This is a genomic window from Halomonas sp. A020 (assembly GCF_027943625.1).
Classification (GTDB): Bacteria; Pseudomonadota; Gammaproteobacteria; order Pseudomonadales; family Halomonadaceae; genus Vreelandella; species Vreelandella piezotolerans.
In genome coordinates, this window is sequence record NZ_AP022850.1 from 3606296 (window position 1) to 3620305 (window position 14010).

Here is a 14010-nt window from a genome sequence, read left to right on the forward strand (position 1 = left end):
TCTCCTTAAACACTAATCGACCTCGTAATCCGGCGGTACATCCAACAGCCGCAGAGCGTTGCCGGTGACACTCGAAAACACCGGAGCGGCTACGGCGCCACCATAGAACTCGCCCGCTTTAGGGTGATCGATCATGACCACCGTCACGATACGCGGGTCCGAAATCGGAGCAATGCCAGCAAACACGCTGCGATACGCATCGGTGGCATACCCTTGCTGTCCCGTTTTACGCACGGTGCCGGTTTTACCGCCCACGCGATACCCCTCTACCCGAGCTCGTCGACCGCCGGTGTAAGCGCCCACCGACGTCTCCAAGATATCGAGTAGGTCGTTGGCAACGCTAGGCTCGATGGCAGGAATACCTGGCGGGGGCTCTGACAACCTCAACAACGAAGGAGGTAGACGCTGACCGTCATTGGCTAACGCCGTGTAGGCACTGGCCAATTGGACCGCCGTCACCGAGAGCCCATACCCATAAGAGAGCGCGGCTCGCTCGCTGCGTGACCACTGAATCCGCGCCGGTAACGTTCCCGTAGACTCTCCAGGAAACCCTGTACCTGGGCTTTGACCTAGGCCCAGTTGGTTGTATTTTTCCCAGATGGCCGTATCGCTGAGCTGAAGCGCCAAACGTGACATACCAATATTCGAGGACTTTTCGAGAATACCCGCCAGATCCAATTCGCCATAGTTACGGAAATCGCGAATCGTGAACTGGTCGAGCCGCATCCACCCCGGCGAGGTATCTACGACCGCATCGCGCCCAACGATGCCGCTTTCCAGCACAGCGGCCATAGCAAGAGGCTTCATCACCGATCCCGGTTCAAACACATCGACCAGCGCTTGATTGCGTAAGCCGCGAGGGTCTAACCCGGCGCGATTGTTGGGGTTATAAGAGGGAAAGTTGGCCATCGCCAGTACTTCACCGGTACGGGCATCCATCATCACAAGCACGCCACCGTCTGCTTGGTGCTCGGCAACGGCGGCACGCAGCTCCCGATAGGCCATGTACTGAATACGTTGATCGATCGCCAGGGTTAATTCTCCACCCGGCTGCGCTTCACGAATCACACCCAACTCTCGCACCAAGCGGCCGCGCCTGTCTTTGATGACGCGACGCTGCCCCGGGTGACCCGCTAGGTAGGGCTGATAAGCGAGCTCTAAGCCCTCCTGACCGACGTCGTCTACGTTGGTGACGCCGAGTATTTGGGCCGCCACCTCTCCAGCCGGGTAGTAGCGCTTGTATTCACGCTGGGGATAGACACCCGGCGTGCGCAGATCGAGGATGCGCTGCGCAGCGTCTGGGGTCATCTGTCGGCGCAAATACATGAATTCGCGGCTACTGTAGCGCGCCACTCGGGACTCGAAGTCATCCAGTGACATCCCCAGCGCCTGCGCCAGCATGACACGCTGGATGGCGTCTGTAGGCAACTCTTGAGGGTTCGCCCAAAGCGTCACGACCGGCGTCGAAATCGCCAGCGGCTCCCCGTTACGATCAGTGATCATCCCGCGGTGGGCGGGAATGGTTTCGTGGCGCAGCGTGCGGGCATCACCCTGGCTCTGCAAGAAGGGGCGGTCGATGACCTGAAGCAGCGTAATCCGTCCAATCAGAATCGCCGATGCCAAGCCAATGGCCAATAAGATGAAGAAAAAGCGCCCACCGGCAAGCGGCGGCGCGATGGGATATTGGCGGGACGTCCCTCCCCGACCTTCACGCCTCATGGCCGAATCACCTCGACATCGTTTACGTCAGGAATGCGCATCTCTAGCCGTTCCGTGGCAATTTGTTCAATGCGGGCCGGCGTTGACCAGGCCCCCTCCTCCAGCAATAACTGCCCCCACTCGGTTTGCAACTGATTCTTTTCCTGCTCCAACCGCTGCAACTCGGCAAACTGCGTGCGCGTCATGTGAGTCGTCGTGACCACGGCCAAACCGGTCAGCAAACAGGCCATAAACAGCCCGATCATCGTCATGGGCCACCAACGAAGACGTAGTTTGAATGGCCACTCTGCCCTTAGCGTGGAAGCCCAGAGCCCTAACCGCTCCATACTCATGATTAGCCTCGCTTACGCGCCGCCCGCATGACGGCACTTCGCGCGCGGGGGTTGGCATCGACTTCCTCGTCACTTGGACGACTGCCTTTACCCAGCGCTTCCAGACGGCGGTTCAACTGATCGTCACGAATGGGTACCCCTCGGGGCAGATGGGTATCTCCACGCACGTGATGTCGAATAAAACGCTTCACACGACGGTCTTCCAACGAGTGGAAGCTGATCACCACCAAGTGCCCACCGGGTGCCAGCGCTTCGAGCGCTGCTTCTAAGGCGGCATCGAGCTGGTCAAGTTCCCCATTGAGATAAATGCGCAGCCCTTGGAATGCCTTGGTGGCCGGATGGCGCCCTTTTTCCCACGCAGGGTGCGCGGCTTTCAGCACCTCAGCCAAGTCCACCGTATGGGTAAAGGGCTTCTCTACGCGACGCTTTATCACGGCATTCGCTAGACGTTTGGCGTAGCGCTCTTCCCCGTAGGCTTTGAAGACATGGGTAATATCGGCTTCATTGGCGCGGGCCAAAAACTCGGCCGCGCTCTCCCCTTGGGTAGGGTCCATGCGCATATCCAGCGGACCGTTACGCATGAAGCTAAACCCGCGTTCGGGGTCATCGAGCTGGGGGGATGAGACACCCACATCCAGCAGAATGCCGGAAAGCTTGCCATAGAGCCCTTGCTCTTTGGCAAACTCCGCCAGCTGGGCGAACTCGCGCTGAGTGATAAAAAACCGAGGATCATCTATGTCAGCGGCCGCTGCGATGGCCTGTGGGTCGCGATCCATGGCCAGCAAACGACCTTGATGACTCAAACGGGAAAGAATCAACCGGGAGTGACCACCACGACCAAAGGTGCCATCTAGGTAAACGCCTTCTGGATCATGCACCAGGGCATCTACCGCTCCTTCCAATAAAACGCTGGTATGACGAAAACGGGTGACCTGATCAGCGTCAGCAGAAGGCATGGTACTCTCACACAAAATTTGGGAAGGCGCGCCGGGCACGCCTTTCATGGAAATGGGGAGTCGGCCGATAAGCCGGGTTCTGTCGTGGACAGTCATTCCTCTAGGCGCTGCGTCACCGCAGCGCTCAAGCAACCTACCCGGACCCAGCGCGGGCCACGCCGTTGGGTCCCTATTTGGTCTTGCTCCGAGTGGGGTTTACCATGCCACGCACTGTTGCCAGGCGCGCGGTGCGCTCTTACCGCACCCTTTCACCCTTACCGGCCCCTGAGGTTGATGTCAGAGACTTAGGCGGTCTGCTCTCTGCTGCACTTTCCGTCGGCTTACGCCGCCCAGGCGTTACCTGGCACTCTGCCCTATGGAGCCCGGACTTTCCTCCCCCGGCGGCCCTAACGGGCACACCAGCGGCGACTGTCTGGCCAACTCCGGCGGCAAGCATACCAGTGCCCCGCGTTCGCCTCAATGCTGACCTTTCATTGCCTGCAACCGGGCATACCACTCCTGCTTGCGCCCGCCTAGCATTCGTGCCGCAACCGACGCCCCCTGCTTGACGCCAATACCTTCGGCCAGCAAAGCAGCGAGCAGTTCGTCGGCCGACATCGTCTGCTCATCGCTCGGCTCCATCTTGGGTGCGCCCGAAATCATGATCACGAATTCGCCACGACTCTGGTTAGGATCATCCGCGAGCCGATCGCGCAGCGATGCCGGAGAGCCCTGCAGAAACGTCTCGTACGTTTTGGTCAGCTCACGGGCCAACACCACGAATCGATCGGGCATCTGGTCGCACAACGCTTCCAGCGTGTGAACAATGCGGTGGGGCGATTCATAGAACACAAGCGTTTCCTCACGACACTGCCACTGCTCGAGCGTCTGGCGGCGAGCGCTTGGCTTGGCAGGTAAAAAACCGCCAAACGTAAAACGATCGGTAGGCAGCCCAGCACCGGATAGCGCCGTAATCAGCGCACAGGGACCGGGCAATGGCACGACGCTTCGGCCTCTAGCGCGTAGCTCACGCACCAACACGAACCCTGGGTCGCAAATCAGCGGCGTGCCCGCATCACTGATCAACGCAATGTTTTCGCCCGTCAACAAATAGCCATCCAGGGTATCTACTCGCTGGGCTTCGTTATGTTCGTGCAACGACATCATCGGCGTATTCACACCAAGATGGCCGAGCAGGCGCGCACTATGCCGAGTATCCTCAGCCGCAATACGTGATACGTCGGCCAAGACGCGAGCGGCGCGCGGGGTCAAATCGTCCAAATTCCCAATTGGCGTGGCAACCACGTACAATGTGCCCGGATGTTGGTGTGTCATCATGACTCCCGATTTGTTGATGGCTTGCCCTGACGGTGCGCTATGCTTGTGAAAAAGCCACGCTAACCAGCTGATAGACCGCGACAGCGCAAATGGAAACTAAGGAAGGATACATGAAACAGTCACTTCGTGGCCTATTGGCCACTGCCTTCATGGCACTTCTCATCACCGGGTGCGCCATGCAGCCCCCCAGCGTGGTTGATCGAGTGCCTGATCAGGATGCAGGACGCTTGCTCAGTCAGGCCGAGCAGCAAGCGCCGGAGCAAGCTGCCCGCACCCGCTTGGAAGCGGCCAACATTCTGGCCCGCCAAGGCCAGCGTGAAAACGCCTTCGATGCCGCCAATAGCATCGACGAGGCGCAGCTCAACGATACCGACCGTGTTCGCTGGGCCATGCTGTTCTCGGAACTTGCCCGCGGCCTGAACGATCCGCGTGCCGTCCTTCGCGCCACACAGGTCCTGGATGACGAGCTGCCCATGCAGGCGAACCAGCAGCAGACGCTGGCCGAGCGTCGTCAGTGGGCACAACAGGCTCTAGACCAGCAGCCGGGCTCTGTTCAAGTCGCGCTTCCTGAACTGGACGGCACCGAGGTTCGACGTATCATTGTTGCACTGCCAGAGTCCGGCCCACTGAGCAGCGTTGCCAACACTATAGCCAGCGCCATGCGCCGCCATCACGAGATTAGCGCTGACGGCGTTCAGCTAAGCTTCATCGACGCTGCGCAATTCTCCCTCGACGAGCTCTATAGCCGGGCGCAACAGATCAACGCACAACTCATGATCGGGCCGCTCGATAAAGACCAAGTCACTCAGCTCGAACAGCGTGACAGCGTGCCACTACCTACGTTGGCACTTAACTACGGTAGCAGCGCAAACAACCAGGCCCAGCGCCTGCTGCAATATGGCTTGTCGGCGGAAGACGAGGCGCGCCAAGCGGCACGCCGCGCCTACCAGGATGGACAACGTCAAATGTCGCTCATGGTGCCCGATAACGACTGGGGCCGCCGAGTCGGTGAAGCCTTCTGGAACGAGTATCAGCGCCTAGGTGGCGAAGTCACGAATGCCGTGCGCTACAACCCCAGCAGCCCGGTATCGAATGCGGTGCAAACGGCACTCAATGTCAGCGGAGAACGCGCTCGCCTTGGCAACATTGATGCCCTTTTCCTACTGGCGCTCCCGGACTACGCACGCCAAGTGCCGCCCACGCTGGATTACTACTACGCGCCGGACCTGCCCATCTACGCCACGTCACATCTCCATGAAGGCCGCTTACAAACGCGCCTGGACCAAGATCTCAATGACGTCATGTTCATGGATATCCCGTGGCAAATTCCAGATGCCGCGGTAGGCGGTGAAGAAGTACTGCCTTTCTACCCCACTTACCAAGCGCTACGCGATGAGGCGGACGCCTCCATGTTCCGCTTGATGGCCATGGGCGTGGATGCCTACGAACTGGCTAAACGCATGTCGGATCTGTCTGACCTGAACGGTTTGAACGGCAGCACCGGCACGCTATCGCTCTCCAATGATGGGCGAATTCACCGCGAACTCCCCTGGGCCAAGTTCCAGAACGGTACGCCTTCCCCCATTTTGATCCCCGGTTTGCGGGATAATGAGCAGTAACTCACAGACCGCTCGTTCACGCGGCGCAGCCATTGAGCAAATAGCGGCTCAATGGCTGCAGCAGCGTGGCCTCAAGCTCGTGACCAGCAATCACCATGTAAAGGGCGGTGAATTGGACTTGGTGATGTACGACCGCGACACGCTGGTCTTTGTCGAAGTAAAACATCGCGCCACGACACGTCATGGGCATCCACTCGAAATGGTCAACACGCAAAAGCGCCGCCGGTTGATTCGTGCGGCAACGCTCTATCTTGCACGACATGATCTCGCATGCCCCTGTCGCTTTGATATCCTAGCCATCACAGGCAGACCGCCCGCTCTCGAGTTCCAATGGGAGCAAGCGGCTTTCGACGCGTATTAATACTCTTAACTAGGAAGCCCTGATGGACTTTCAATCTCGTATACTCAGCCATTTCAATGCCAGCATCGATACCAAAACCTACGCCAGCGAAGTCTTGCCTCCGTTCATCGAGGTCGCCAGTCAAATGATGGTGCAGTGCTTGGTCAACGAAGGGAAAATTCTCGCTTGTGGCAACGGTGGTAGCGCTGGCGATAGCCAGCACTTTTCGTCTGAGTTACTGAATCGTTTCGAGCGCGAGCGCCCCAGCCTACCTGCCTTGGCTCTAACGTCCGATACATCGACACTCACCTCCATTGCCAACGACTACAGCTACAACGAAGTCTTTTCCAAGCAGATCCGCGCACTGGGCCAGCCTGGCGATGTCTTGCTGGCAATCTCCACCAGCGGCAACTCGGCTAACGTCGTTCAAGCCATCCAGGCTGCCCACGACCGTGACATGACCGTGGTGGCGCTCACCGGACGTGACGGTGGCAACATGGCCTCGCTGCTAGGCCAAGATGACTGCGAAATTCGCGTACCCGCCACCTCCACCGCGCGCATTCAAGAGGTGCATTTGCTCGTCATTCACTGTCTTTGTGATTTAATTGACGAACAACTGTTTGGCGGCGCTGACTAATCACGCGCGTTTTGCGAATCCCTACTGATCAAGGAGTCATTCTCATGGCCCTGCGCTTCTCCTCCAAAACCTTACTGGCTGCAACGCTTTGTGGTGCGATCGCACTCAGTGGTTGCGCCAACAATAGCGCCTCCAACCCGTCCAACTACGGCCAACGCAGCAATGACGTAGAAGCCGTCGATGCCACCATCGAGCGAGAAGTAGAGCGCGCCCTGGCCCGCGCAGATGCCCGCCTTGGCGATGCCCGCATCCGCGCTCACAGCTATAATGGAGCCCTACTACTCGTCGGACAAGTACCCAGCGAAGAACTAAAAAACATGGCCGGTAGCGTGGCCTCCAACCTGCGTGGCGTGCAAAAAGTCCACAACGAACTGACCGTGGCGGCCAATCTACCCGCGACGCAGAGACTGACGGACACTTGGCTCACCACCAATGTCATCAGCCAGCTCGCCACCAATGACCGCATTGACTCTTCAAAGCTGAAGGTCACCACGGAAAATGCCAGCGTCTATTTGATGGGCATGGTGACGCGTGAAGAGGCTGACCGCATCGTCAATGCTGCCTCATCGGTAGGGGGCGTTCAGCGCATCGTGAAGGTGTTCGATTACCTCGATTAGTCCCCATAAACGGAAAAACCTCGCCAGATGCCTGGCGAGGTTTTTTTATGTATGACGCCCCCAAGAAGTTACTTAACGACACGCAACGTGGGCTTCTTCTTGGGCTTTGCAGCGCTAGTGTCAGCCTCGGAAGAGTCGCTGGACGGCGTGTCCGGCGTGGTCTCCGTTAGGGTCAGCTCAGGTTTCGAAGCCTCCGAACCCGCGCTTTCCGACTCGTCAGACGAATCATCATGCTCATCGAAGCCTTCTGCATCTAGCTCAGGCTCATGACCAAACACCATACCCGCACCATTCTCACGGGCATAAATAGCAATCAGCGCAGGCGTTGGGATCATCACCTGCATGGGCTGACCGCCGAAACGCGCATTGAAACCAATCGCCTGATTTTCCATGAATAGATCGCGAACAGCCGTCGGCGCCACGTTGAGTACGATTTGTCCGTTTTGTACGAACTGCCTCGGCACCTCGACACCAGGCTGAGTAGCGTCCACCACGAGGTACGGTGTCAGCTCATTATCCAACAGCCACTCGTAAAGGGCTCGGGCGAGATAGGGACGACTCGACTTCATAAGGCTCCCTCCTCCTAACGTGAATGGCCTCTAACAGGAAGAGGCCGAATGAATTCAAGCGCGCATCTCTTTTTCACGCTCGTTCAGAGATGCTTTAAACGCTTCACGCTCGAATACCCGAGACATGTAACCCAGCAGCGGTTTGACCTGTTTTTCGGGCAGTTCGATGTTCAGCTCCGGTAAACGCCATAAAATCGGCGCCAAACAGCAATCCACCAGCGTGAATTCTTCGCTCATGAAGTAAGGCATGTCTTCGAAGATCGGTGAAATACCGATCAGACTCTCGCGCAGCTCTTTACGCGCTTTCTCGGCCTCTTTTTTACCGCCAGTGCGAATCTGCTCGAGCATCGGACACCACTCCCTCTCGATGCGATGCATCCATAGTCGGCTTTGTGCACGCGCTACCGGATAGACCGGCAGCAGCGGCGGATGAGGAAAGCGCTCATCCAAGTACTCCATCATGACCTTGGACTCGTAAAGCACCAGATCACGGTCCAGCAGCGTCGGGACGCTGTTGTACGGGTTGAGGTCTGCTAACTCTTCAGGCGGCTGCTCTTCGGTGACATCAACGATGTCGACCGCCACTCCTTTTTCAGCCAAAACAATGCGCACTCGATGACTGAAATGATCATCACTACCTGAGTAAAAGATCATTGACGACCGCTTGGCCACAACACCCATGAAAGCATCCTCGCATCAAAACAATTTTCGATAATAACATGCCAGCACCCTCTTATGGGAAGGTAGCCAGCGATACAAAGCGATACTAAAGACAAGCAAAAGGCGCACGGCTCTCGCCGTGCGCCCGAACGACCTATCAGACTTTATCGATCAGTGGACGTCTCGCCAGTACTCACGCTTGAGCAGGTAAGCAATCACACCAAAAATAAAGATGAAGATGAGCACTTTAGGTGCCAGGGCTTGCGCCTGCAGCTTGGAGGGCTCACCCACGTAGGCCAGGAAGTTGGTCAAGTCATATACCGCTTCCTCGAACTCGGCTGGCTCCATCGCCCCTGGTTGAGTCACTTGCAGCACATCACAAGACTGATACTTACCTGATAGCGGGTCGGGAGACTGTCCCGCCACCGGCTGATCGGTTTCGGCACACACCAATTCCTGAACGCCTTGGAGAGGCTCCAACACGTTAGGCATCGCCACCAAATCAAAGACCGTATTGTTGACACCGGTTGGGCGGCTAGGGTCTTTGTAAAACCCTAACAGATAGGAGTAGATCCAGTCGGTGCCACGTAAACGCGCCTCCAGCGTCAAGTCAGGCGGCGGAGCGCCAAACCAAGACTCTGCATCCCCACGGTCCATGGCAATGTGCATTTGGTCATTGAATGCCAGGTCCGAGGAGAAGATCAGGTTCTCTTCCACTAGATCTTGCGGAATACCCAAATCATCCGCAGCACGTGCAAAGCGTTGATGCTCTAGTGAATGACAGCCCATGCAGTAGTTGACGTAGAGCTTCATACCGTTTTGCAGCGACGCCTGGTCGTGCAGGTCAGGCTCCATGCTGTGGGGCACGCTTGCGCCACCAGCCGCCATCGCGGTGACTGGCACGATTGCGAAGAGCAGTGCTAATAGTTGCTTTTTCATTAGCCAGTCACCCTTTCCGGAACGGGTTTGGTCTTCTCCAGCTTGGTGTAGAACGGCATCAGCAGGAAGAAGGCGAAGTAAATGGCTGTACACACTTGCGCCAAGATGGTGCGACCTGTCGTTGACGGCAACACACCTAGAACGCCCAAAATCACAAAGCTAATGCAGAACAGCAGTAGCATGACTTTGGACATCCAGCCTTTGTAGCGCATCGAGCGCACCGGGCTACGGTCGAGCCACGGCAGCACGAACAACACCGCGATGGCCGCACCCATGCAGACGACACCCAAGAACTTAGCGTCAAGACCAAACAGCGAGAAGGTAATCGCACGCAGAATGGCGTAGAACGGCGTGAAGTACCAGACCGGTGCAATGTGGTCAGGCGTTTTCAGCGGGTTAGCCGGCTCGAAGTTAGGCCGCTCGATGAAGTAGCCCCCCCCTTCCGGGAAGTAGAACACCACGACACTGAAGACAAACAAGAACACCGCAATACCCACCAAGTCCTTCACGGTGTAGTACGGGTGGAAAGCGATGCCGTCGAGCGGCTTGCCGGTCTCGTCTTTCTTCTGCTTGATGTCGATACCATCAGGGTTGTTAGAACCCACTTCATGCAGAGCAATGATGTGAAGCACGACCAATGCCAAAATCACGATGGGCAACGCAACGACGTGAAGCGCAAAGAAACGGTTCAACGTGATGCCTGAAATTAGGAAGTCACCGCGCACCCACTGCGCTAGATCAGGGCCAATACCCGGGATGGCCGAGAACAGCGAGATAATGACCTGCGCCCCCCAGTAAGACATCTGACCCCATGGGAGCAGATAGCCCATAAAGGCTTCGGCCATCAGCAGAAGATAGATGGCCATACCAAAAATCCACACCAGCTCACGTGGCGCTTTGTAGGAACCATAAAGCAAGCCGCGGAACATATGCAGATAGATGACCACGAAGAAGGCGGATGCCCCCGTCGTATGCATGTAGCGAATCAACCAGCCCCATTCGACATCACGCATGATGTACTCGACGGAGGCAAACGCGCCTTCGGCAGAGGGATTGAAACTCATGGTCAACCAAACGCCGGTCAGGATTTGGTTGACCAGCACCAGCAGCGCCAACACGCCAAATATATAGAAGAAGTTGAAGTTCTTCGGCGCGTAGTACTTCGTCAGATGGTCTTGCATCATTTGCGTGGCGGGGAATCGGTCGTCCACCCAGCGCATGATGCCACTCTCGGCCTTCGCCTTATTTGGATTAGCCATTAGGCACTCTCCTCATCTTCGCCGACCACGATGATGTCATCGCTTTCAAAGCGGTAGGGCGGCACTTCAAGGTTCGTCGGCGCAGGAACGTTGCTAAAGACGCGACCGGCCAAGTCAAAACGAGAGCCGTGGCATGGGCAGAAGAAACCACCCGGCCAGTTATCGACGCCCACCCCTTCCGCATCCGGCTCGGGCCGATACAAGGGAGAACAGCCCAAATGGGTACAGATGCCGATCAAGACACCAATCTCAGGCTTGATCGAGCGCAGACCACCCTGGATATAGGCAGGCTGCTGTGGCACTTCGGACTCTGGATCCGCCAAGCTGTCAGCCCCTAGCGCTTCGGTCCGTTCGATCATCTCAGGCGTACGATTAATGATCCAAATCGGGCGACCACGCCACTCGACGGTCATACGCTGACCTGGCTCAAGCTTGGAAATATCCGCTTGAACCGGCGCGCCTGCCGCTCTTGCCTTGGCACTAGGCTGCCAAGATGCCACAAAGGGGACCGCAACCCCGACAGCGCCAACCGCCCCCACAACGGAGGTGGCGCCCACGAGGAAACGGCGCCGACCTTTGTTTACGCCGTTATCTGCCATTTCTGGTTTCTCCCATCAGCTTACCCGTTCCGTCGCAAAGGCGTCTTGCGACGACGAATATCAAATACAGTCTATGTTAAAAAAACAAAACGCTCTGCACAAGAACAACCGCCCCGGACCATGGTGGTAGGAGCGTTATAATTTTTTGATATTCCAATAAAAAACGCCCAGGTCTTTGACCTGGGCGTTTTTGCCGCATAGCGTAGAATTAACGCTTGGAGAACTGCGGACGACGACGTGCTTTACGCAGACCGACTTTCTTACGCTCGACCTGACGAGCATCACGGGTGACATAACCCGCTGCGCGCAGCGTAGGACGCAAGTCCTCGTTGTAATCCATCAGGGCACGTGTAATGCCGTGACGAATAGCGCCGGCTTGTGAAGAGCCGCCACCGCCTTCAACGGTGACGTACACATCGAACTGGTTCAGCGTCTCGGTCAGCTCGAGCGGCTGACGCACAACCATACGACCCGTCACACGACCGAAGTACTGGTCGAGCTCGCGGTTGTTGACGGTAATTTTGCCGGAACCCGGCTTCAGAAACACGCGAGCGGTGGAAGTCTTGCGGCGCCCGGTACCGTAATACTGCTGTGTCATGGCGAAGATTTCCTCAGATGTTCAGTTCAAGCGGCTGCTGGGCAGCGTGCGGATGCTCGGCACCGGCGTACACTTTCAACTTGGAGTACATGGCGCGACCCAGCGGACCTTTCGGCAGCATGCCTTTCACGGCAGACTCGATGATACGCTCGGGAGCGTGATCGATCATTTTGTCGAATGTCATGGAGCGCAGACCGCCCGGGTAACCTGTGTGGCGGTAGTAAGTCTTGGCTTTTGCCTTGTTACCCGTCACTTGGACTTTCTCTGCGTTAACGACAACGATGTAATCGCCGGTATCAACGTGCGGGGTAAACTCGGGCTTATGCTTGCCACGCAGGCGGCGAGCAATCTCGGTTGCCAGACGACCGAGCGTTTTGTCCGTAGCGTCGACAATGTACCAGTCGCGCTGGACGGACTGCGGCTTAGCACTGAACGTCTTCATGGATGAAATCACCAGATTAAGTGTGTTGGGTAACTCACACCGCCAAGCGGCGGAGCACCATCCCTATTTTTTTTGGTTGCCGACCAATGCCAGCAACGTGCAGCGAGGCGGCATTCTACAGTAACCATCTGCTCAAGTTAAGTGTCCCATGACTTTTTTTATATCCCCCACGCTAGGGCTTGTGCGCCAGCGCCAAGTATTCGCGCGACTGCATTTCCTGCAGCCGAGATAGCGTGCGCTGGAATTCGAAGGTCAGCTTCCCGTCACTATAGAGGGATTCCACCGGCACCTCTGCCGACATCAACAGCTTTACGCCACGATCATAAAACTCGTCCACCATATTGATGAAGCGTCGTGCTTGATCGTCTGTCTTGCCGTCCATACGCGGCACGTTGGCTACCAAAACGGTATGGAACTCGCGGGCTAGTTCGATATAGTCATTTTGGCTACGCGGCCCGTCACACAGCTCAGCAAACTCAAACCACACGACATCCTCATGCAAGCGACGCGTTTTAAGCACCCGGTGATTGACCTCCAATGGCGCGTTCTCCTCACCTGACTGACCAGCAATCTCTCGAAAGCTGCGCGCCAGCTCTCTTTCGGCAGCAGCGTCGAGAGGCGCATGAAAAATTTCAGCACGCTCCAGCGCCCGCAGGCGATAATCGATACCCGAGTCGACATTGACCACCTCACAATGACGATTCAGCAATTCAATGGCAGGCACGAATCTCGCACGCTGCAATCCATCTTTATACAGCTCGTCGGGAACGATATTCGAGGTCGCCACCAACACCACGCCACGCTCGAAAAGCGCTTCAAGCAAGTTGGCGAGAATCATGGCGTCGGTGATGTCCTTGACGAAGAACTCATCGAAACAGATGACACGCGCTTCGGCGGCAAACTTACCCGCAATAAGCGTGAGTGGGTTTTTCTCGCCTTTATAATGGGTCAGCTCATTGTGAACTCGCTGCATGAAGCGATGAAAGTGCGTGCGCATCTTTTCAGGAAACGGCAGCGCTTCATAAAAGGTATCGACCAAGTAGGTCTTACCACGCCCCACGCCTCCCCAGAAGTAGAGCCCTTTTACTTGGGGCAACGGCGGTTTGGCAGGCGCATGCTTCTTACCCAGCAAACCTGCCATTTTGGCTTTGATTCCTTTGCTGGCCACCACAGCCTTGGGCACCGTCGTTGGCGTCGCCAACAGCTCATCATAGAGCCGCTGGAGATGCTTGACCGCCTGCTCTTGGGCCGGGTCATACTGAAAATCGCTGCGCTTGAGGTCGGCTTGATAGCGCTCAAGCGGCGTGGGGCGACGAGTGTGGCCGGAGGCCTGACGCTCAGATACTGATGGCATGAAGGTGCTCCCGCAACGCATGGCCCATACCTTTTTGCTGGCACCGCTAGGGG

The 14010-nt window shown here is 56.9% G+C and carries 17 protein-coding genes and 1 other RNA gene; 5 read left to right on the top strand and 13 right to left on the bottom strand.

What is annotated here, in order from left to right:
* Positions 1–12: 12 nt before the first annotated feature.
* The 5 genes from FRH_RS16965 to rsmI all read right to left on the bottom strand — a co-directional run bounded on the left by FRH_RS16965 (position 13) and on the right by rsmI (position 4321).
* Positions 13–1719, bottom strand: coding sequence for a penicillin-binding transpeptidase domain-containing protein (locus tag FRH_RS16965; protein WP_139527191.1), 1707 nt, complete (start codon positions 1717–1719; stop codon positions 13–15).
* On the bottom strand, positions 1716–2051 hold the full coding sequence (ftsL, locus tag FRH_RS16970) for a cell division protein FtsL (protein ID WP_139527190.1): 336 nt from the start codon (positions 2049–2051) through the stop codon (positions 1716–1718). Before ftsL ends, FRH_RS16965 begins: the two co-directional genes overlap by 4 nt.
* A 2-nt stretch (positions 2052–2053) precedes the next feature.
* The gene (rsmH, locus tag FRH_RS16975) at positions 2054–3007 is read right to left on the bottom strand and encodes a 16S rRNA (cytosine(1402)-N(4))-methyltransferase RsmH (protein ID WP_281997301.1); all 954 of its coding nucleotides are present in this window, start codon (positions 3005–3007) and stop codon (positions 2054–2056) included.
* A gap of 52 nt (positions 3008–3059) precedes the next feature.
* Positions 3060–3431, bottom strand: an RNA gene (gene rnpB, locus FRH_RS16980) — RNase P RNA component class A.
* Positions 3432–3463: 32 nt separating this feature from the next.
* On the bottom strand, positions 3464–4321 hold the full coding sequence (rsmI, locus tag FRH_RS16985) for a 16S rRNA (cytidine(1402)-2'-O)-methyltransferase (protein WP_281998174.1): 858 nt from the start codon (positions 4319–4321) through the stop codon (positions 3464–3466).
* A gap of 113 nt (positions 4322–4434) precedes the next feature.
* On the opposite strand from rsmI, the gene FRH_RS16990 reads away from it, so the two are divergent.
* From FRH_RS16990 to FRH_RS17005, 4 genes are read left to right on the top strand one after another with little or no spacing between them, the layout of a single operon-like run.
* Positions 4435–5943, top strand: a complete 1509-nt coding sequence (locus FRH_RS16990; RefSeq protein WP_139527187.1) for a penicillin-binding protein activator — start codon at positions 4435–4437, stop codon at positions 5941–5943.
* The gene (locus tag FRH_RS16995; protein WP_281997303.1) at positions 5933–6304 is read left to right on the top strand and encodes a YraN family protein; all 372 of its coding nucleotides are present in this window, start codon (positions 5933–5935) and stop codon (positions 6302–6304) included. The genes FRH_RS16990 and FRH_RS16995 overlap by 11 nt, the downstream gene beginning before the upstream one ends.
* 22 nt (positions 6305–6326) lie before the next feature.
* A complete protein-coding gene (locus tag FRH_RS17000; RefSeq protein WP_281997304.1) occupies positions 6327–6920 on the top strand; it encodes a phosphoheptose isomerase in 594 nt (197 codons plus the stop codon).
* Positions 6921–6964: 44 nt separating this feature from the next.
* Positions 6965–7537 carry a BON domain-containing protein gene (locus FRH_RS17005; protein ID WP_139527184.1) on the top strand — a complete coding sequence of 191 codons (573 nt, stop codon included), beginning with the start codon at positions 6965–6967 and terminating at the stop codon, positions 7535–7537.
* Positions 7538–7605: 68 nt separating this feature from the next.
* Here FRH_RS17005 and FRH_RS17010 read toward each other — a convergent pair whose 3' ends face one another.
* From FRH_RS17010 to rplM, 7 genes are all read right to left on the bottom strand, one after another.
* The gene (locus FRH_RS17010) at positions 7606–8106 is read right to left on the bottom strand and encodes a ClpXP protease specificity-enhancing factor (RefSeq protein ID WP_239295619.1); all 501 of its coding nucleotides are present in this window, start codon (positions 8104–8106) and stop codon (positions 7606–7608) included.
* A gap of 54 nt (positions 8107–8160) precedes the next feature.
* Entirely contained in the window at positions 8161–8787 is a 627-nt protein-coding gene (sspA, locus tag FRH_RS17015) for a stringent starvation protein SspA (protein ID WP_139527182.1), read from the bottom strand.
* Between the two features lie 150 nt (positions 8788–8937).
* Entirely contained in the window at positions 8938–9705 is a 768-nt protein-coding gene (locus tag FRH_RS17020) for a cytochrome c1 (protein WP_139527181.1), read from the bottom strand.
* Positions 9705–10964 (bottom strand): cytochrome bc complex cytochrome b subunit, encoded by a 1260-nt coding sequence (locus tag FRH_RS17025; RefSeq protein WP_139527180.1) that lies wholly within the window; start codon positions 10962–10964, stop codon positions 9705–9707. The genes FRH_RS17020 and FRH_RS17025 overlap by 1 nt, the downstream gene beginning before the upstream one ends.
* Positions 10964–11563: a ubiquinol-cytochrome c reductase iron-sulfur subunit gene (petA, locus tag FRH_RS17030; RefSeq protein ID WP_044629967.1), complete on the bottom strand. Its 600-nt coding sequence runs from the start codon at positions 11561–11563 to the stop codon at positions 10964–10966. The genes FRH_RS17025 and petA overlap by 1 nt, the downstream gene beginning before the upstream one ends.
* Positions 11564–11771: 208 nt before the next feature.
* Positions 11772–12161, bottom strand: a complete 390-nt coding sequence (rpsI, locus tag FRH_RS17035; protein ID WP_139527179.1) for a 30S ribosomal protein S9 — start codon at positions 12159–12161, stop codon at positions 11772–11774.
* A gap of 13 nt (positions 12162–12174) precedes the next feature.
* Entirely contained in the window at positions 12175–12603 is a 429-nt protein-coding gene (gene rplM, locus FRH_RS17040; RefSeq protein WP_139527178.1) for a 50S ribosomal protein L13, read from the bottom strand.
* On the opposite strand from rplM, the gene FRH_RS17045 reads away from it, so the two are divergent.
* Entirely contained in the window at positions 12602–12727 is a 126-nt protein-coding gene (locus FRH_RS17045; RefSeq protein ID WP_281997305.1) for a hypothetical protein, read from the top strand. The two genes, rplM and FRH_RS17045, sit on opposite strands and share 2 nt — an antisense overlap.
* 48 nt (positions 12728–12775) lie before the next feature.
* Here the strand turns inward: FRH_RS17045 and zapE are convergent, their stop codons facing one another.
* Positions 12776–13957, bottom strand: coding sequence for a cell division protein ZapE (gene zapE, locus FRH_RS17050; RefSeq protein WP_139527177.1), 1182 nt, complete (start codon positions 13955–13957; stop codon positions 12776–12778).
* Between the last annotated feature and the right edge of the window lie 53 nt (positions 13958–14010).